Raw genomic sequence first — 18,825 nt, 5'->3', positions numbered from 1 at the left:
TGGGCAAAATCAGGAAGAGGTAAATATGAAGAAAACCGCTTTTCTTGGCGCATTCGCTGTTGCCGGTATCGCTGCTAGCGCTGCGATGGCTCAAGACTCGTCGACTCTTGATCAAGTCAAAGAGCGTGGCAAGCTGAACTGTGGTGTTGCCACCGGCGTTCCGGGCTTTGCTGCTCCGGACGCAAATGGCCGTTGGGAAGGTTTCGACGTAAGCGTCTGCCGCGCCGTAGCTGCTGCAGTGCTTGGGGATTCCGACGCTGTTGAATTCATCCCGACCACCGGCAAGACCCGCTTCACCGCGCTTGCTTCGGGCGAAATCGACATGCTGGCCCGTAACACCACCTGGACACTGTCGCGTGACGTTGACCTGAAGTTCGAATTCGTTGGCGTCAACTACTATGACGGCCAAGGCTTCATGGTATCGAAAGACATGGGTGTAAGCTCGGCTAAGGAGCTGGACGGCGCGACCGTTTGTATCCAGACCGGCACCACCACCGAACTGAACCTGGCTGACTTCTTCCGTGCAAACGACATGGAATACGAGCCCGTTCCGATCGAAACCAACGCAGAAGCTCAGCAGCAGTATCTGGCTGGCGCTTGTGACGTTTACACCACCGACGCTTCGGGTCTGGCCGCAACGCGTTCGACCTTCGAAGATCCTTCGTCGTCGATCATCCTGCCTGAAATCATCTCGAAAGAGCCGCTGGGCCCGCTGGTCCGCCACGGCGACAACAACTGGGGTGACATCGTACGCTGGACTCTGAACGCTCTGATCAGCGCGGAAGAGTTCGACATCACCTCGACCAATGTTGGCGAGATGTCGGCAGCCGCTGGCGACAACCCGGAAATCAACCGTATTCTGGGCACCGAAGGCAACCTGGGCGAAATGCTGGGTCTGGATGCTGACTGGGCCAAGCGCGCCATCATGGCAAACGGCAACTACGGCGAAATCTTCGCCAAGACCATTGGTGAAGCAACGCCGATCGGTCTGGCCCGTGGCCTGAACGCACAATGGACCGAAGGCGGCCTGATCTACTCGCCGCCCTTCCGTTAAGACACACAAGAAAGGGGCGTGGTTCATCCACGCCCTTTTTCCTTCCATCTGAACGCACCTTGGCACCGCGGCCCAAGCCGCCCCTTTATACAAAACGCCAAGGGCAACGGGGATGTACCACATGACATCTATGACCGACCCTCATCAGGGCCAGTTCCGGCTATCCATGCTGTTGTATGACAGCCGGTATCGCTCGATGACCATCCAGATCGTCGCCTTGATCGGCTTCTTGATCTTGGTCTTCTGGCTAATCTCAAACACCGCTCAGAACCTTGCAGATTTGGGTAAAGAACCCAGCTTTGGGTTCATGACCGAGCCCGCAGGCTATGACATCAACCAGCGCCTGCTAGAGTATAATTCGCAGGATACACACCTGCGCGCGTCCTTGATGGGCCTTCTTAATACTCTGCTTGTGGCTGCATTGGGCTGCATCGCTGCGACCATCATAGGGGTTTTCGTCGGTGTTCTGCGCCTGTCGCCCAACTGGATCGTTTCGCGCCTTGCCGCCGTCTATGTCGAGATGTTCCGCAACGTGCCGGTCCTTTTGTGGATCGTGTTCACAATGGCGATCCTGATCGAGACCTTGCCCGCGCCCCGCGCCTTCCGCAGCGGTGACGCGACAATGTCGCTTTGGGAAACCGTCGCGATTACCAACCGCGGGATCTATATCCCCGAGCCGCTGTTTTCTAACAGCTTGGGCAATTTCCACTTCTTTGGGCAGTCCAGCCTGCGTTTTGACGTCAGCTTGGATCTTCTGGCCATCGCTGCGGTGTTCATCGCGGGGATCTTGACTTCGGTTCTGATCAAGCGTCGCGCCGACGCGCTGCAGGAAAAAACAGGCGAGCGTCCGGCGACCTGGTACTGGCGTCTGGGCGTCGTGGTGATCCCCACCGCGATTGTGCTGGCGATCCTGGGTCTGCATTGGGGCTATCCCGAGCTGAAGGGTTTCAACTTCAAGGGTGGCACGCATATGCGGAACTCGCTGATTGCGCTGTGGCTGGCCTTGTCGCTCTACACCGGCGCTTTCATCGCGGAAATCGTGCGTGCGGGCATCATGGCCGTCTCGAAAGGGCAGTCCGAAGCCGCTGGCGCGCTGGGCCTTCGCCCCAACCGCACGATGAGCCTTGTGATCCTGCCGCAAGCGCTGCGGGTGATCATCCCGCCGCTGATCTCGAACTATCTGAACCTGACCAAGAACAGCTCTCTGGCGATTGCCGTGGGCTATATGGACATCACAGGGACGTTGGGGGGCATCACCATGAACCAGACCGGGCGCGAGCTCGAGACCGTTCTGATGCTGATGGCCGTCTATCTGGTGATTTCGCTGACCATCTCGGCAGTGATGAACTGGTACAACGAATCCGTGAAGCTGAAGGAGCGCTGATATGTCTGATATGTCTTACGTCCGCTCTGAAATGCTGCCTGAACGCGCCCCGCCCGCATCGTCGGTTGGGCTGATCGGGTGGATGCGGCAAAACCTGTTTAACGGGATCGTGAACTCGATCCTGACCATCGTCTCGCTGGTGTTCATCGTGATAGCGCTGTCCGCACTTTTGCCGTGGATATTCACCCCCACATGGGGCGGAACCTCGCAAAACGCGTGTCGTGAAATCACCGGAGGAGGCCACGGCCACGGCGGCGGCGCCTGTTGGGGCGTGATCCGCGACCGATGGGAGCAGCTTCTGTTCGGCTTCTATCCCAACGGGTCGGAAGGGATCATTCCTGACCAACGTTGGCGTCCGATCGTGGCCTTTGCGCTTCTGTTCGTGGCGGTAATCCCGGTTCTGTTCAACATGATCTCGCGCCGGATGAACTGGGTTCTTTTGTTCGCCGTTCTGGGTCTGACCGCCCTGTATCTGGGCGGTGCCATTGGCATCGTGATCGGTCTGGCCCTGCTGGGTGTCGCATCGTTCATCGGCTTCAAAGCTTTGTCGACAGACAAAGAAGCCCGTGCAGCCGAAATCGAGGCTGGTGCAAAACGCCTGCCAAACCCGCTGATCTTCTCGGCGATCTTCCCCTTCTTGGCCCCGTGGCTTCTTTGGGGGGGCTCAATCTGGCTGCCAATCGCAGCCGCCCTAGGCTTTGTGGTCGGCTATTACGCCTTTGTGTTTTCGTCGAAAGCGCTGGGCAGTCTGGCCGGGATCATCATCGGCGTAGTGGCCGCGATCATCTGGTGGATGTTCCTGACAGGTGGTTTTGCAAGTGTCGTGAACAGCATCCTGCCCATCGGCCTTGAACCCGTCGAAAGCCGAGACTTCGGGGGCTTCATGCTGTCGATCACCATCGGTGTCGTCGCCATCGCCTGTTCGCTGCCCATCGGCATCGTTCTGGCGCTGGGCCGTCAGTCGGACTTGTTCATCGTCAAGACACTCTGCGTGGGCTTTATCGAGTTCATTCGCGGCGTGCCTCTGATCACGCTTCTGTTCGTGGCCTCGACGCTTCTGAACATCTTCATGCCGCCGGGCACCAGCTTTGACATCATCCTTCGGGTGCTGATCATGGTGACGCTCTTCGCCTCTGCCTACATGGCCGAGACGATCCGGGGCGGTCTGGCCGCGCTGCCGCGTGGTCAATATGAAGCCGCAGATGCGCTGGGTCTGGACTATTGGAAAGCACAACGTCTGATCATCATGCCGCAGGCTTTGAAGATCTCGATCCCCGGGATCGTGTCGAACTTCATCGGCGTGTTCAAGGACACGACGCTAGTGTCGATCATTGGCCTTCTGGACCCGATCGGGCTGTCGAACTCTATCCGTGCAGACCAGGCGTGGAACGGACTGATTTGGGAGCTTTACGGCTTCATCGGTCTTCTGTTCTTTGTCTTCTGCTTCTCGATGTCGCGTTATTCGATGTATCTCGAACGCCGGCTTCGTACGGACCACCGTTAAAGGAGAGACGCTATGTCTTCTATTACTCTCGATCACCACGCTGATCGCAGCAAAATGGCCGTCTCGGACGAGGTGGCAATCGAAATCCGCAACATGAACAAGTGGTACGGCTCGTTCCACGTGCTGCGCGACATTGATCTGACCGTCTATCAGGGCGAACGGATCGTTATCGCGGGGCCGTCAGGTTCGGGTAAATCCACCCTGATCCGGTGCATCAACCGTCTGGAAGAGCACCAAGAAGGGCAGATTATCGTGGACGGGACCGAGCTGACCTCGGACCTGAAAAACGTCGACAAGGTGCGCTCGGAAGTGGGGATGGTGTTTCAGCACTTTAACCTTTTCCCGCACCTGACCATTCTGGAAAACTGCACGCTGGCCCCCATCTGGGTGCGCAAGACGCCCCGCAAAGAGGCGGAAGAAATGGCGATGCATTTCCTTGAGAAGGTGAAGATCCCCGATCAGGCCCACAAATATCCGGGTATGCTCTCGGGTGGTCAGCAACAGCGTGTGGCGATTGCCCGCTCGCTATGCATGATGCCGCGTATCATGCTGTTCGACGAACCCACCTCGGCACTTGACCCTGAGATGATCAAGGAAGTTCTGGAAACCATGGTCGAGCTTGCCGAGGAAGGTATGACCATGCTGTGCGTGACCCACGAAATGGGCTTCGCGAAAGAGGTCGCCAACCGCGTGATCTTCATGGATGCCGGTCAGATTGTGGAACAGAACGAACCGGAAGAGTTCTTCAATAACCCGCAGTCGGAACGTACCAAGCTGTTCCTCAGCCAGATCCTGTAATCTGTCTGGACAGAAGTTAAAAAGCCCCGCCATTTTGGTGGGGCTTTTTCGTTGCGAGGGTGCTAGAAGGCGGCCAACACGGTCCCTTTAATCACGGAATGACATAATGACTGCCAACAAACGTATCGTCCTGTCCAGCGACCATGCTGCCATTGAGCTGCGCAAGACCATCGCCGACCACATCGCCGCCAAGGGATACGAACCCGTCGATATCGGCCCAATGACCCCTGAAAGCACCCATTACCCCAAGCATGGTGAGGCTGCGGCCCGCAAAGTGGCCTCGGGTGATTGCGCGCTGGGCATCATCCTGTGCGGCACCGGTCAGGGCATCATGATGTCCTCCAACCGTGTGGACGGCATCCGCTGCGGCGTCTGTTCGGAAGCGTTCTCGGCCCGCATGATCCGCGAGCACAACAACGCCAATATGCTGTCCATTGGCGCCCGGGTCGTCGGTCAGGATTTGGCTCTGCACATCGTCGACGCATTCTTGGACGCCGAGTTCGAGGGCGGTCGCCACGCCACCCGTGTGGACATGATGGAAGCCATCGAAGGCTAAGCCATGGGCGAACAAGCATGACGGCAGGCCCCGTTTTTGACGTGCGAAAATCCGTGTCCCGGCGCAACCGGGAACGGATCGTCATTATGCCTATCATCGCAGCCTTGTTCATTGTTTTCGGGATCTGGATCGTGCCTGACGGCGCGGTCTGGCCCCTGTCCCTCGACGCGCTCGAGACATGGAACGGTTGGGGGATCTTCGGCCTGTTCCTGATTGCGACAGGGATTTACCACCTGCTGAAGCTAGCCATCTTTGCTTGCCGCGCGGTAGGAACGTCTGGCGAATGGCACTTTCGGCTGACGGAAGACGATCTGTTGTGGCAAGTCCCAGATCACGCCCATGGCCCGGAAGAGGGCTTTCTCACCTCGCTTAGTGCGATCCGATTGCTTGAGTATAGGGTGATGACGCAAAGCGAAGGGCCAGATATTCAAGAGTACTGGATCCATTTCCACGACCGCGCTTCAATCCAGTTGCGCGACTACACTGGCATTTCCCTGCCGTGGATGGTTGGCAAAATCCGTGATGCCGGGGTGCCGTTCGAGAAAACGACTGACACGTTCTAACGCGCTTAGATCAGCTCGCGCGGGACTACAAAGTCGATCGCGCGACCCGTGCCCCAGGTCACATCCGCCCAGCTGTCTGCATCAAACTCGATGACCGCGGTGGCCGCAGTGGGATAGTGATGAAACTTCTCGTGCGGATGCGGCTCTGCTACCAAGCGCCGCGCCATATAGGCCGATCCGGGGTTGTGGGCGACCATCATCACCGTCTGGGCCGACGCAGCATGCAGCTCGGCCAGCATGGTTTCGGGATCCGCCAGATACAGTGTCGATTTGTACTCTGCTGCCGGCACGCCCACCAACTTGTCGGCAATCAGCGCCCAAGTCTCGCGCGTCCGTTCGGCATCCGAACACAAGACCGCACCGGGCGTGTGCCCATGATCCGCCAGCCAGCGCCCAATCGCCTTGGCCGAGGCCCGACCCCGCTTGTTCAGCGGGCGGGAATGGTCATCAAGGTCCGCGTCGCTCCAACTGGATTTCGCGTGGCGGGTCAGGATAAGGGTCAAGGTCATATTGGGTTGAACGCTTTCATGTGAAATGCCGATTGCGCGTGCAACCTGCCATAGTTCTCGCTTATGGGGCAAGAGCGGCGAACCGCGCATCCTGCACCCATACAATCTGCATTGTCTGCACTGTTCAGATGGCCCTTGCAACGCGGCACATCATAGCCCGCGGGGCCAAGCGCCTCCACCGGGCAGACGGTTAGGCATGGGGCTTTGCAAATCGTGCAAGGCTTGTCCGATGGTGCAGGCAAGGGCAACAAACCCGGCACGCGCACCGCCCCGCGATAGCTCACCCACAGCCCCGCGCGGTCATGCACCAGCATCCCAACCGGGCTGTCCCAAGCTCGCCCAGACGCCCGTGCCCATGCCTGAAAGGGAGGGTAGGGCGGCCCGTCCGAGGGGAAAATCGCAACCCCGCCCCACGCTTCGGCCAGCCCGCCGATCACCCGTTTGGACCACCGGTCCATCGGATCTGGCGCGCCGTCTTGGTATTCAACACAGTTCATGAAACTGGGCCAAAACCCGGGCTCATGCGGGCCTAGCAACACAATTGTATCGCCCCCGTCATGCAACATGCCAAACACCTCGAGCTGTGCGGCAATTGCATCGGGTTCAATATTCACGCCTTGCGACCTCTATCCTCGGATCAGCGACCCGGCACCGTGATCGGTGTAAAGCTCCAACAGGCAGGCATTCGGCGCACGCCCATCCAGAATAACCACTGCGCGCACGCCGCCTTCGATGGCATCCAGCGCGGTTTCCGTCTTGGGGATCATTCCGCCAGCGATCACACCCGAAGCCGTCATTTCGCGAATCTGGGTCGATGTCAGTTCTGTCAGAACTTCCCCATCTTCGCCCTTTACACCTTCGACATCGGTCAGCAGCAACAGGCGATCCGCCTTCAGCGCAGCTGCAATCGCGCCCGCCATCGTGTCGCCGTTGATGTTGAACGTCTCGCCATTACGGCCAGCCCCAAGGGGCGCGATCACCGGAATGGCTTCGGCTGCGGCCAGATCGCGCAGCACAGACACATCCACGTCCGACGGCGTGCCAACGAAGCCCAGATCGGGGTTCGTCTGCTCACAGGTCACAAGCCCAGCATCCTTGCCCGACAGGCCCACGGCCTTGCCACCCTCGGCATTGATCGCCTGTACGATCCGCTTGTTCACGCGGCCTGACAGCACCATTTCGACCACTTCAACCGTCGCTTTATCGGTCACGCGCTTGCCGTTCACGAACTCGCTTTTGATGTCCAGCTTGTCCAGCATTGCGTTGATCATCGGCCCGCCGCCATGCACCACAACCGGCTTTACCCCCACCTGACGCATCAACACGATGTCGCGGGCAAAGCTGGCCATCTCTTCGTCATCGCCCATAGCGTTTCCGCCGAACTTGATGACAACGGTCGCGCCGGTATAGCGCTGAAGATAGGGCAGGGCCTGTGACAGGGTACGGGCGGTGGCGATCCAATCGCGGTTCATATTCTGGGTCTTCATCTGATGGTCCTTCGTTCCGACCCTGTTACGCGCTTGGCCAGCTCCTGCCAAGGGGCATTGCAGCCGTGGCCCCGCCTGCTACTGTGCCGATAACAAGAGGTGCCCCATGAGTGACGACCGCAAAACCCTGCTTCTGACCGGCGCAAGCCGAGGTATCGGACACGCCACCGTGCGCAAGTTCAACCGCGAAGGCTGGCGCGTGATCACCTGCTCTCGCCACCCTTTCCCCGATGAATGCCCTTGGGGCGGCGGCGAGGAAAACCACGTCCAGCTGGACCTCTCTGACCCAGCCGATACGATCAACGCAGTTGGCGTTATTCAGGAACGGCTGAACGGACGGCTTGATGCGCTGGTGAACAACGCGGGCATCTCGCCCAAAGGTCCAGATGGCGCGCGGCTAAGCACGCTGGACACCGATCTGATGGATTGGGGCAAGGTCTTCCACGTGAACTTTTTTGCTTCGGTCGTGTTGGCCCGCGGGCTGCGCGAAGAATTGGCAACTGCCAAGGGCGCGGTGGTGAACGTAACCTCGATCGCGGGCGCCCGCGTCCACCCGTTTGCAGGCGCGGCCTACGCTACCTCTAAGGCGGCTCTGGCAGCGTTAACCCGCGAGATGGCGCATGATTTTGGGCCCATGGGTGTGCGTGTAAACGCCATTGCACCGGGCGAGGTCGAAACCGCCATCCTCTCCCCTGGAACCGAGAAAATCGTCGAGAAACTGCCCCTGCAACGTCTTGGCCAGCCCGAGGAAGTGGCCTCGGCTATCTATTTCCTTTGCTCGGACGAAAGCTCGTACATCTCGGGGGCCGAGATCGAAGTGAACGGCGCTCAGCACGTGTGATATTTGGAGTTCAAGGAGTTTGAACTCGCGGCGATTTTGCCGTTGAAAGAGTTAGAGCTTGGCCATTCGCGGCGCTAAGAACCTTATCCTCTCGCCACTGGATGCGCTCAGTCCAGCCCAGCGATAATCGCCCGCAAGGTCTCGATCCCGTCGCCCTTTTCGGACGAGGTCAACACCAGTTCAGGATAGGCCGCCGGGTGTTTTGAAAGTGCCTTACGCACTTGATCTAAAACCTTTTTCCGGTCTTTGTCTTTGACCTTATCGGCCTTCGTCATCACCACCTGAAAGGTCACAGCGGACTTGTCCAGAAGGGTCATGATCTCTTCATCAACCTTCTTTACGCCATGGCGCGAATCGACCAGCACAAACGCCCGACGCAGGTTCTGGCGTCCCGACAGGTAATTCTTCAAAAGACGCTGCCATTTCTCGACAATCTGCACCGGCGCATTCGCATAACCATAGCCCGGAAGGTCGACCAGATAAGGGCCATTGGTGGTGGTGAAAAAGTTGATTTCCTGCGTGCGGCCTGGCGTGTTTGACGCGCGAGCCAGCTTGACGCGGCCAGTGAGAGCATTGATAAGGCTCGATTTTCCAACGTTTGATCGCCCGGCAAAGCAAACCTCGATCCGGTCCGGCGCAGGCAGCCCGTCCATCGCAACGACGCCCTTAAGAAAGTCGGTCGCACCCGCGAACAACAAGCGCCCTTTTTCCTTCGACGCCTGATCCGGCTCTTCCGCCATTGGAAAGGGAAGCATGTTCATCCGATCACCTCGACAGGTTCTTCGCGTGCAATCACGCCTGGTTTTGTTACCACGCCATAGACACCAAGCTGTTGATGTCCGAAGGTTTTGTTCAACGTCCCCAACGTATCCGCGTCCCGTTCCCCGGTGCGCGTGCTGGCCGTTGTAGCCAAGCATCGAGTGATTTCCTCGCGGATTTCAAACTCGGCCTCGCCGATGCGCAAACGCTTTCCGACCCAGCGGCGCTCCTCCCATGGATCGAACCCCTCCAGCAGGAAATTTCCACGCCAACGTAGGGGTGAGATCTCACGACCAAGGGCTTCTTCCACGGCGCGGTGAGAGGCAAGGTTTATGAACGCGATACTTTCAAAGTCAGTATCCGTCATCCCACGCCCGACTGTCACTAGGCGTTCGGGTTTAGCCCGGTTCTCTGGAGATAAGGGCTTGATCCAATTCAGGAAGTTTTCGTGATCTTCAATGCGATCCGGGTTTATCGTGATGCCGGGTTGCGATGGATGGGTCAGCGTAATTGTGTTGGTGGCCTCGTCCATCGCACACGAAATCGCCATCAGTTTCGGAGCCTTTGCCCCGCGCGAAAAATTCGAGCACGGCACCCAAGCATTCCCATCCCCCAACTTAGCCGCCTCGTGGGCGACGGCCCAGTGACGATCAAAGGGAAGGCAGCGCCCCACGCTTACAGGGACGCGCTGCAATTCCTCACGGCCATGCGCCTTGATCGGATGCCGCCAGATGCCAGCGACAACCCCGGTCATTTCGCGTCTTTCGCGCGTCTTTTGAAGCTTTTCAACACGTTACCCAACACGTCAGGCTTGTGCCCATGGCTGCGCATGATGGTGTATTGCTGGATGAAGGTGATGGTGTTGTTCGCGATCCAGTAGACCACCAGACCTGACGCAAACCCGCCCAGCATGAACATGAACACCCATGGCATCCAGGCAAAGATCATTGCCTGCGTTGCATCCGTGGGTGCCGGATTCAGCTTTTGCTGCAGCCACATCGAGATGCCAAGAATAATTGGCAGCACACCAAGCGAGATGATCGCCAAGAAACTTTCTGGGGCGGGCGCTGCATAAGGCAGAAGCCCAAACAGGTTCAGGATCGAGCTTGGATCCGGGGCCGAAAGGTCTTTGATCCAACCAATCCACGGTGCGTGACGCAGCTCCAGCGTGACAAAGATCACCTTGTAGAGCGAGAAGAAGATCGGGATCTGAAGAAGGATCGGCAGACAGCCCGACGCCGGGTTGACCTTTTCCTTCTTATAAAGCTCCATCATCTCTTGCTGGACCTTCTGGCGGTCATCACCAGCACGCTCTTTGATCTTCTCCATCTCGGGCTGAAGCTCTTTCATCTTTGCCATCGAGACATAGGATTTATAGGCCAGCGGGAATAGGATCGCCTTGATGACAAGGGTCAGACCGATGATCGCCCAGCCCATGTTGCCGATCAGCGCGTTCAGCCAATGCAGCACGGCGAAGATGGGTTTGGTCAGGAAGAAGAACCAACCCCAGTCGATCGAGTCGATGAATTTGTAGATCCCATCGTTTTTCTCGTAAGCGCGGATGGTTTCCCATTCCTTCGCACCGGCAAAGAACTTGGTGCTTGCGCTGGCGGTTGCACCGGGGGCAACGTCTTGAGCGCGCAAGCGGAACTGGGCCTGATAGATATCGGCCTTGTCAGCATAACGCACGACCGAGGTGAAGGGCTGCCCGGGTTCGGGGATCAGCGTCGTCATCCAGTAATGGTCGGTGAAGCCAAGCCAACCGTCCTCTTCGACCTGCTGGACGTCCGCCAGAGAGGCTTCACGCTCGTCATAGCTTAGGTCAGCGATGTCGGAATAATCGCTTTCTTCCAGCTCGCCATCAATTTCACGGATCAGGCCCTCGTGCAGGATAAAGAAACCTTTTTGATCCTGAGGTTCGCCGTGACGTGCGATTACGCCATAGGGGGCCATGCGCTGGGTGGCGCCGCTGGTGTTTTCGACGGCCTGCTCGATCGAGAACATGAAGTTTTCGTCAACAGACAATGTGCGCCGAAAAATCAGGCCCGCCGGACTGTCCCAGCGCAAGGTGACCGGGGTCGATGGGGTCAGAGTGACACCGCTTTCGACATTCCAAACGGTTGTCGGGCCAGGCACGTCTTCCAGCGCGGTGGTACCGCCAGGGGTCCAGCCATAAAGCGCATAGTAGGCGTCTTGTTCGCCAGCGGGGCGCAGAAGGGTGACGATGTCGCTCTCTTTCGACAGTTCGACATGGTATTCTTTCAGCTTCAGATCGTCGATGCGACCGCCCAAAAGCGAGATCGAGCCGGCCAGTTCTGGTGTGTCGATGTCAACGCGACCAGCTTCGGCCTGTCGGGTGGCGATGTCAGCAGGGGCTGCATCTGTAGCAGCAGAGGCTGTGGGCGCCGCGACGGTGCCTGCATCTTGCGTTGCATGCGTGGCAGGATCAGCCGGCAGCGGAGGCTCGGCTGGTGGAAACATGATTAACCAGCCTGTGATGACAATAAAGCTGAGAACCGTTGCCAGGATCAGGTTCTTATTCTGGTCGTCCATCGTGCCTACCACTCATAGATTTCGGTCAGAGTGGTTCAACAGGGCAAGGGCCAAAAGGTCAAGCAGTTTATCCCGGTGGGCCATGAAATGCGGGCGCTGAACCGCTTTAAGCGTGCTTTGGGACAGGGTGGATACGATCCGAGGCGGCTTTGTGGGTTTGGATCCAAAGGCAGGTCTCGTCTATTGGCATTGGCTTTGCTACTGCATAACCCTGCACATCGGTGCACCCAAGTTCGCCGAGTTTGGAGTATTCGCCATGTGTTTCCACCCCTTCAGCTAGCGCGCCAATTTCAAGCTGTTTTGCCATGGTTAGAATAGCAGCGACCATTTTCTGTTGGTTCGGGTCCGTGTCGACATGGGTAATGAAAGATCGGTCAATCTTGATTCGGTTCAGGCAGAAACGTCGGATATGCGAAATCGAGGCATGCCCGGTTCCGAAATCATCCAAATCAATATTGCAACCCATCCGGGACAGCGCGTTGATGTTGCGGGTAATGACATCGTCTTCACCTTGCGCAATCACACTTTCCAGAACTTCAAGCGTAAGGCGCTCGGGGGAGACATCGAACCGATCCAGATCCCAGCGAATTTTTTCGAACAGTTTGGGATTGGACAGCTCTGCAGAAGTCAGGTTAACCGAAATCGTCGGCACCTCGAGCCCCAACTTATCCCAGTCGCAGATCGAGGTCAGGCATTCAAACAGCATCACCTCGCTGAGGCGTTCCAGTAATCCGGCTTGCGTTAACGCTGGCAGGAATGCGCCGGGCGCGATCCAGCCAAGTTTGGGGTGCTTCCAGCGCACCAGCGCCTCCATCCCCGTCAGGTGCCCTGTGCGCAGGCAAACCTGCGGTTGGAACCAAGGGACCATTTGGCCGGTTTCCAGTGCTTCGGACAGTTCCACCTCGGAATGATTGGCGTTCGCTGCACGTGGGGACATGCCATTGGTAAAGGCGCGGATCGATCCCGGGCCAGCCACCTGGGCGTTCTGAAGAGCACTTTCTGCCGCCTGCAACAGTGATTCCCCCGTGGCTTCGGGCGAACGTTGGGGAAGGGCAAAGCCAATGCTGGCTGTCAGATGTAGGCGTGTTGCGCCCAGTTCGATTGGGGTCGCGATAGCCGATTGTAAGCGTCCGGCGATCTGCAGCACAATCTCAAGATCCGCGCGGGCGGCGCGGTCTATGGCGATTCCAAACCGGCCACGTTCCAGTGAGCAGATCAGATCGGTAACACGCAGCATCGACCGCAGAGTTTCACCCAGTTGCGCTTCAATCTTGTCCTGCGCGTCGATGCCATAATGATCGGCCAGTTTCGGGAAGCTATCCACCTCGACCACAAGGCAAGTTTTCTCTTTCAATTCAGGGTCATGAAAGCCTGCGTCTAGCATGTGCTCAAGTCGACCACGTAGGGGCAGATCGGTCACGCCATCTGTGGGCCATCTGTCTTTGAAAGATCTGCGCGTCAGTGCTCCGCCAAGGGCAAACAGCCCCGGAAAAATGATGGCGGTCAGCAGCAATGCTGGTTCGCCCCCCGTCCAGTAAGCCAGCAGCACGGCAGCAGGTAAAATGGCCGTAAAGTGGGGGCTGGTCAGAAGGGTTCGGACTGTGCGGTTGCGGGATTTTTGACCAAAGCTGGCAGCCATGACGGGTTCCTATGACTTACTCTCAAAACGGGCCCCGAGCAGTCGGGGCGCTTTGGAAAAAATAGGAACGTGTGGTCAATCAGATGTTAACGCGCCAGAAAAAAACCACTAAAAATTGATTAGGAGTTTTCGTCAACCTTGGCGGGATCCCGTAATAGTCCAGCAAAATCAAACAGCTGCGGGTCCAAAAGGTGGCTCGGGCGCGTGTTCATAAGCGCCTTAAACATAATCTGACGGCGCCCGGGGAAGTTCTGTTCCCACTGGTCAATGATCTTTTTCACCTGCTGCCGCTGCAATCCATCCTGCGATCCGCAGAGGTCACAGGGGATGATAGGATAGTTCATTTGAGTCGCGAATTTCTCGCAATCAGCTTCGGCCACATGGGCCAGAGGACGATAAACGAACAGGTCGCCTTCTTCGTTCACCAGCTTGGGTGGCATTGTGGCCAACCGTCCGCCGTGGAAAAGGTTCATGAAGAACGTTTCTAGTATGTCGTCGCGGTGATGGCCCAGAACAACGGCCGAGCAGCCTTCCTCCCGCGCGATTCTATAGAGGTTCCCGCGACGCAGCCGCGAGCAGAGCGAACAAAAAGTGCGGCCCTGCGGGATCTTGTCCATGACGATGGAATAGGTGTCTTCGTACTCGATCCGATTGGGCACCTGCATTTTCTCTAGGAATTCGGGCAGGACGGTCGCGGGAAAACCCGGCTGGCCCTGATCAAGGTTGCAGGCCAGAATCTCGACTGGCAAAACACCGCGCCATTTCAGCTCGTAAAGGGCGGCCAGCATCGTATAGCTGTCCTTGCCGCCGGACAGACAGACCAGCCACTTTGCGCCTCGTTCGACCATGCCGTACTGGTCCAAAGCCTCGCGCACATTGCGCATGATGCGCTTGCGCAGCTTCTTAAACTCGGTGGTCGAGGGTGCGCCGTGAAACAGCGGGTGAATATCGTCGAGGTCGTCCAACATGGGCGCGGCATAGGGGAAAAAGCCCCGCCGGGCAAGGGTGCGAAGGCGCGGGGGCCTTCGCGTTTGTCCTTAGAGCAGGTGCTGGCGTTGCACTGGCAACGTCGGCTGCGGATCATCCAAGCCCAGATCCCGGCGTATCGCATGCGAGAGATCCTCGACGCGACCTGCCTTCATGGGTTTGACGAACAGGCTTGCACGGATCACGCGCCAGCGGCCGTGACGGGCAATCAGGCCGCGCAGGCTGGCCTCGAGCCGTTTGGACGGTGTTCGGCGGGGCGGAAGGGTTAATGAATAGGTCATAATCAGTCTCCTGTCGCGGGTATGAGGGCGTTGTCGGACCTCAAGCCCGCTTTAGGTCAAGCAGTTTCTGACCCGCCCCCGATTGGGGGCAGGCCACAGGAAATCGCAGATCACAGCCGCGGTTCGCGGAAGGATGGCGGAGGGTGGCCGGGTGGAAGTCCGACGTCACGGCGCAGATGCTCGGACAGATGGTCCGTGCGGGGGCGCTGGCCGCGCCGCGTGACAAGCCGCATCGCCAGTGCGCGCAGCACGCGCATGACGCCGTGATCGGCAATCAAGTCGTCCAGCAATTCGTTCAGCCGGACAGGTTCAGAATGAAAATTCGAGTCCATCATGGATTGGATACCGGCGCGGGGCCGGCCCTTCTTTTTGAAGTTAGATTGGTTGCGTGAAAGCAGACGGGGCGCCAAATCGCGGACGCAATGCGGCCGGGATCAAGGTCGGGTTGTCAGCTGTCGGAAGGCCCGAAGATCGGGCAAGGTGGGGGCGCTAGGCGCGTGACGCAGAGGTCACGAGGTGCAGATACCCCAAAAAGCCGCAACATGAAGATGGCGGAGTGCGCTGAGATTCGTCATAAAACGCCTCCTTCTTGTTCAAGCGTTACGGATGGCGTTTGATTAGCGCAAATGAGTTGAAATTCAAGTTTCGTGTGGAGGTTGCAACGCGTTGTGGCCCATCGGGCACGATTGTATCAATCGTGGGTGCTACAATCGTGTTTGGTCCCCGGCACGGGATCATAGCCGCACGATCCCCACGGGTTGCAGCGCGCGATCCGCTTGGCCGCCAACCAGCCGCCCTTGAAGGCACCGTGCATTTGCAGGGCTTCCAGCGCATAGGCGCTGCATGTGGGTTGATAGCGGCAGTTCCACCCGACCCAAGGACTGAAGATCAGGCGATAGGCGCGGATCGGCAGGGACAGGATGAAGGCGGCAGGGCTCATGACTTCTTTCGCGGGGCGTGGATCTGTTCAATGGCGCGGGCAAGGTCCGCTTTCAGATCCATATAGTCACGCGACACGGTCTTTTCAGCGCGACCGATAAGCACATAGTCCCAGCCGGGCTTGCCCAGACCAGGCAGAACTTCGCGCGCGATGGCGCGCAGACGGCGTTTGGCGCGGTTGCGGATTACAGCATTGCCGACTTTTTTCGAGCAGGTGTACCCGATGCGGGTCTGGTCGGGGGCGGCTTCCTCTCCCTCACGACGTTTGCGGGCCTGTAACAAAAACGCAGGCGCAGGCGCACGGCGGGCGCGAGCGGCGGCCAGAAAGTCACGCCGTTCTGTCAGAGTGATCAATTTGCTTTCATCCACGCAAACGGAAACCGCCGCAGACCCTTCGGTCTCGGCGGTTTTCGTTTTGTCAGCTTTGGGCGCAGACATGCCTGCGACCCGAGCGCTTATGCGCTCAGCGACTTCCGGCCACGTACGCGGCGGGCATTCAGGATCTTGCGACCGGCTTTGGTAGCCATGCGCGAGCGAAAGCCGTGGCGGCGTTTGCGAACCAGGTTCGAAGGTTGGTATGTGCGTTTCATCGCCCGTCTCCGGTTTGTGCCCCCAATCCCGGTGGATTCGGAGCGTGTGTCATTCGAAGCCCGGTCTATAGGGGGCAATTGTGGGCAAGTCAAATGCCTGATGAAATATTTTCGCCCCTTTTGTTACATCCGTATGCGATTTCTTCACCCCTGTTCAAGCAAGCGTGAGGTGGGTGGGCAAGGCGGGTCTTTGCGCTCATGTTGCATGACAACCACCGCGGCCCTGCCGCCTGTATGCCGAAATGGCCCGGAAAGACAGATGATGATGACCGACCCCGACGCAAATATGTCGAAGCCCCCACAGAACGCGTTGCTGCGCCGTTTGCCTTTGATTGCGATCCTCAGCGTGGCGGTAATCGGCGCGTTTACCTTGCGCGATTACCTCAGCTTCGAGACTTTGGCACAGAACCGCGAGGCGCTGTTGGCGTTCCGCGACGCCAACTATCTGCTGACTGTGGGCGTGTTTATTGCGGCCTATGTGGTGATCGTCGGCTTCTCTCTGCCCGGTGCAACCATCGCGACACTGACCGGAGGTTTCTTGTTCGCCACCTTTCCAGGTGCTCTGTTCAACGTCACGGCTGCAACAATCGGTGCCACGATCATCTTTCTGGCTGCGCGTTGGGGGCTGGGCGAGAAACTGGCCGCCAAGATGGAGGGCAGTGAAGGTGCTGTGAAGAGCATTAAGGACGGGATCGACGAAAATCAGTGGTCCGTCCTGTTTCTGATCCGTCTGGTGCCTGCCGTCCCCTTCTTTGTCGCAAACCTGATCCCCGCGTTGGTTGGTGTGCCGCTGCACCGGTTCGTCATCTCGACCTTCTTGGGAATCATTCCTGGTGGGGTGGTCTATACATCCGTTGGCGCAGGTCTGGGCGAGGTCTTCGCCCGTGGCGAAACCCCGGATCTGGGCATCATTTTTGAACCCCACATCCTGCTGCCCATGCTGGGATTGGCCGCGCTGGCCGCCCTTCCGATGGTGCTGAAACTTTTCAAGAAGGACGCCTGACATGGCTGAACGTATCAAAACGGATGTCTGCATCATCGGTGCAGGCTCGGGCGGGTTGTCGGTGGCGGCGGGGGCCGTGCAGATGGGTGCCTCGGTCGTGCTTTTAGAAGGTCATAAGATGGGCGGGGATTGCCTGAACTATGGCTGCGTGCCGTCGAAAGCGCTGCTTCATGCTGGCAAGACTTCGATGGGCTGGGACGAAGCCCATGACCATGTGCGCCAGACGATCGCGACCATCGAACCCCACGATTCGGTCGAGCGGTTTGAAGGGCTGGGCGTGCGTGTGATCACCGAATACGGGGCGTTTATCTCGCCCAGGGAAGTGCAGGCAGGCGACTACATCATCGAGGCGCGGCGCTTCGTGATTTCGACCGGCTCGTCGCCCTTGGTGCCGCCCATTCCGGGCATCGAAAATGTGCCTTACGAGACGAACGAGACGATTTTCGAGCTGAAGACACGCCCTGATCACCTGTTGATCATCGGCGGCGGCCCCATCGGGCTGGAAATGGCTCAGGCGCATCGTCGCTTGGGTTCACAGGTTACTGTGATCGAAGGCATGAAGGCGCTGGGCCGGGATGATCCCGAGATGGCCGCGCATGTGCTGGACGCCTTGCGGGCCGAGGGGATTGCCATCGAAGAAGATGCCATGGCCGCTGAAATTCGTGGCAATGCTGGCGCGATCGAGGTCGAGGTCAAGGATGGTCGCGTCTTTAAGGGCACCCATATACTGATGGCGGTAGGGCGCAAACCCAATACAGACAAGCTGAACCTAGAAGCCGCTGGAATCGAACCCACCCGTGCTGGCATCAAGGTTGACGCCAGCCTGCGCACCACCAACAAGAAAGTTTATGCGATTGGCGATGTGGCAGGCGGACTGCAATTCACACATGTCGCCGGATACCATGCGGGCGTGATTATCCGGTCGATGCTATTCGGGCTGCCCTCTAAACAGCGCACGGATCATATCCCGTGGGCCACCTATACCGCGCCGGAACTGGCGCAGATCGGCCTGACCGAAGCCGAGGCGCGGGATGCTCATGGTGATAAGTTGGAAGTCGCACGCTTCGATTTCGCGGGCAACGACCGCGCCATCGCGACCCAACAGACCAAGGGGCTGATCAAGGTGATGATCGTCAAAGGCCGCCCTGTCGGTGTGTCCATCGTCGGCCCCGGCGCGGGCGAGATGATTACCCTGTGGGCGCTGGCCATGGCCAACCGTTTGAAAATGGGGCAGATTGCAGCGATGGTCGCCCCATACCCGACCATGGCGGAAATCAGCAAACGGGCGGCGGGGGCCTATTTCTCGCCACGGCTCTTTGATAGTCCTATGGTGAAACGGGTTGTGGGTTTCGTGCAGAAGTTCATTCCCTGATGTGAT

At 58.3% G+C, this 18,825-nt stretch carries 22 protein-coding genes; 9 read left to right on the top strand and 13 right to left on the bottom strand.

Going from position 1 to position 18,825, the window contains the following annotated elements; all coding sequences use genetic code 11:
- The first annotated feature begins 25 nt into the window (after nt 1-25).
- The 6 genes from ACXAH3_RS11930 (at nt 26) to ACXAH3_RS11905 (ending at nt 5,859) form a co-directional block, all read left to right on the top strand.
- Nucleotides 26-1,054: an amino acid ABC transporter substrate-binding protein gene (locus tag ACXAH3_RS11930; RefSeq protein WP_474862302.1), complete on the top strand. Its 1,029-nt coding sequence runs from the start codon at nt 26-28 to the stop codon at nt 1,052-1,054.
- A gap of 121 nt (nt 1,055-1,175) precedes the next feature.
- Nucleotides 1,176-2,438, top strand: a complete 1,263-nt coding sequence (locus ACXAH3_RS11925; RefSeq protein WP_474862300.1) for an amino acid ABC transporter permease — start codon at nt 1,176-1,178, stop codon at nt 2,436-2,438.
- Nucleotide 2,439: 1 nt separating this feature from the next.
- Nucleotides 2,440-3,942 (top strand): ABC transporter permease subunit, encoded by a 1,503-nt coding sequence (locus ACXAH3_RS11920; protein ID WP_474862299.1) that lies wholly within the window; start codon nt 2,440-2,442, stop codon nt 3,940-3,942.
- 54 nt (nt 3,943-3,996) lie between these two features.
- Nucleotides 3,997-4,740, top strand: a complete 744-nt coding sequence (locus ACXAH3_RS11915) for an amino acid ABC transporter ATP-binding protein (RefSeq protein ID WP_474862331.1) — start codon at nt 3,997-3,999, stop codon at nt 4,738-4,740.
- Nucleotides 4,741-4,846: 106 nt separating this feature from the next.
- On the top strand, nt 4,847-5,296 hold the full coding sequence (rpiB, locus tag ACXAH3_RS11910; RefSeq protein WP_474862298.1) for a ribose 5-phosphate isomerase B: 450 nt from the start codon (nt 4,847-4,849) through the stop codon (nt 5,294-5,296).
- 17 nt (nt 5,297-5,313) lie between these two features.
- Nucleotides 5,314-5,859, top strand: a complete 546-nt coding sequence (locus ACXAH3_RS11905) for a hypothetical protein (RefSeq protein ID WP_474862297.1) — start codon at nt 5,314-5,316, stop codon at nt 5,857-5,859.
- Nucleotides 5,860-5,864: 5 nt separating this feature from the next.
- Here ACXAH3_RS11905 and ACXAH3_RS11900 read toward each other — a convergent pair whose 3' ends face one another.
- From ACXAH3_RS11900 to argB, 3 genes are read right to left on the bottom strand one after another with little or no spacing between them, the layout of a single operon-like run.
- Nucleotides 5,865-6,368 (bottom strand): SixA phosphatase family protein, encoded by a 504-nt coding sequence (locus tag ACXAH3_RS11900; RefSeq protein WP_474862296.1) that lies wholly within the window; start codon nt 6,366-6,368, stop codon nt 5,865-5,867.
- Nucleotides 6,365-6,982 (bottom strand): ferredoxin, encoded by a 618-nt coding sequence (locus tag ACXAH3_RS11895; protein WP_474862295.1) that lies wholly within the window; start codon nt 6,980-6,982, stop codon nt 6,365-6,367. The genes ACXAH3_RS11900 and ACXAH3_RS11895 overlap by 4 nt, the downstream gene beginning before the upstream one ends.
- Before the next feature lie 12 nt (nt 6,983-6,994).
- Nucleotides 6,995-7,855: an acetylglutamate kinase gene (gene argB / locus ACXAH3_RS11890; protein WP_474862294.1), complete on the bottom strand. Its 861-nt coding sequence runs from the start codon at nt 7,853-7,855 to the stop codon at nt 6,995-6,997.
- A gap of 106 nt (nt 7,856-7,961) precedes the next feature.
- On the opposite strand from argB, the gene ACXAH3_RS11885 reads away from it, so the two are divergent.
- Nucleotides 7,962-8,696, top strand: a complete 735-nt coding sequence (locus tag ACXAH3_RS11885) for an SDR family NAD(P)-dependent oxidoreductase (RefSeq protein WP_474862293.1) — start codon at nt 7,962-7,964, stop codon at nt 8,694-8,696.
- A gap of 107 nt (nt 8,697-8,803) precedes the next feature.
- Here ACXAH3_RS11885 and yihA read toward each other — a convergent pair whose 3' ends face one another.
- The 10 genes from yihA to rpmH form a co-directional block, all read right to left on the bottom strand.
- Nucleotides 8,804-9,457, bottom strand: coding sequence for a ribosome biogenesis GTP-binding protein YihA/YsxC (gene yihA, locus ACXAH3_RS11880; RefSeq protein WP_474862292.1), 654 nt, complete (start codon nt 9,455-9,457; stop codon nt 8,804-8,806).
- Entirely contained in the window at nt 9,454-10,209 is a 756-nt protein-coding gene (locus ACXAH3_RS11875) for an MOSC domain-containing protein (RefSeq protein ID WP_474862291.1), read from the bottom strand. The genes yihA and ACXAH3_RS11875 overlap by 4 nt, the downstream gene beginning before the upstream one ends.
- On the bottom strand, nt 10,206-12,008 hold the full coding sequence (gene yidC, locus ACXAH3_RS11870) for a membrane protein insertase YidC (RefSeq protein WP_474862290.1): 1,803 nt from the start codon (nt 12,006-12,008) through the stop codon (nt 10,206-10,208). Before yidC ends, ACXAH3_RS11875 begins: the two co-directional genes overlap by 4 nt.
- A 106-nt stretch (nt 12,009-12,114) precedes the next feature.
- Nucleotides 12,115-13,647: a putative bifunctional diguanylate cyclase/phosphodiesterase gene (locus ACXAH3_RS11865; protein ID WP_474862289.1), complete on the bottom strand. Its 1,533-nt coding sequence runs from the start codon at nt 13,645-13,647 to the stop codon at nt 12,115-12,117.
- A 119-nt stretch (nt 13,648-13,766) separates the two neighbouring features.
- Nucleotides 13,767-14,615: a tRNA 2-thiocytidine(32) synthetase TtcA gene (gene ttcA, locus ACXAH3_RS11860; protein ID WP_474862288.1), complete on the bottom strand. Its 849-nt coding sequence runs from the start codon at nt 14,613-14,615 to the stop codon at nt 13,767-13,769.
- A 69-nt stretch (nt 14,616-14,684) separates the two neighbouring features.
- Nucleotides 14,685-14,915 carry a hypothetical protein gene (locus ACXAH3_RS11855; protein ID WP_474862287.1) on the bottom strand — a complete coding sequence of 77 codons (231 nt, stop codon included), beginning with the start codon at nt 14,913-14,915 and terminating at the stop codon, nt 14,685-14,687.
- A gap of 110 nt (nt 14,916-15,025) precedes the next feature.
- Nucleotides 15,026-15,250, bottom strand: a complete 225-nt coding sequence (locus tag ACXAH3_RS11850; protein WP_474862286.1) for a hypothetical protein — start codon at nt 15,248-15,250, stop codon at nt 15,026-15,028.
- A gap of 356 nt (nt 15,251-15,606) precedes the next feature.
- On the bottom strand, nt 15,607-15,855 hold the full coding sequence (yidD, locus tag ACXAH3_RS11845) for a membrane protein insertion efficiency factor YidD (protein ID WP_474862285.1): 249 nt from the start codon (nt 15,853-15,855) through the stop codon (nt 15,607-15,609).
- The gene (rnpA, locus tag ACXAH3_RS11840) at nt 15,852-16,292 is read right to left on the bottom strand and encodes a ribonuclease P protein component (protein ID WP_474862284.1); all 441 of its coding nucleotides are present in this window, start codon (nt 16,290-16,292) and stop codon (nt 15,852-15,854) included. Before rnpA ends, yidD begins: the two co-directional genes overlap by 4 nt.
- Nucleotides 16,293-16,309: 17 nt before the next feature.
- Nucleotides 16,310-16,444, bottom strand: coding sequence for a 50S ribosomal protein L34 (gene rpmH / locus ACXAH3_RS11835; RefSeq protein ID WP_133484898.1), 135 nt, complete (start codon nt 16,442-16,444; stop codon nt 16,310-16,312).
- 265 nt (nt 16,445-16,709) lie between these two features.
- On the opposite strand from rpmH, the gene ACXAH3_RS11830 reads away from it, so the two are divergent.
- Both ACXAH3_RS11830 and ACXAH3_RS11825 read left to right on the top strand, forming a co-directional pair.
- Complete coding sequence (locus ACXAH3_RS11830; RefSeq protein WP_474862330.1) at nt 16,710-17,447, top strand: TVP38/TMEM64 family protein; 738 nt, start codon at nt 16,710-16,712, stop codon at nt 17,445-17,447.
- A gap of 1 nt (nt 17,448) precedes the next feature.
- Nucleotides 17,449-18,819, top strand: a complete 1,371-nt coding sequence (locus ACXAH3_RS11825; RefSeq protein WP_474862283.1) for a dihydrolipoyl dehydrogenase family protein — start codon at nt 17,449-17,451, stop codon at nt 18,817-18,819.
- The last annotated feature ends 6 nt before the right edge of the window (nt 18,820-18,825 follow it).

This window comes from Aliiroseovarius sp. ABM4_368, from assembly GCF_056161205.1.
Note: the sequence above shows the minus strand (reverse complement) of the source record. Positions and strands in the feature narration are given on the sequence as shown.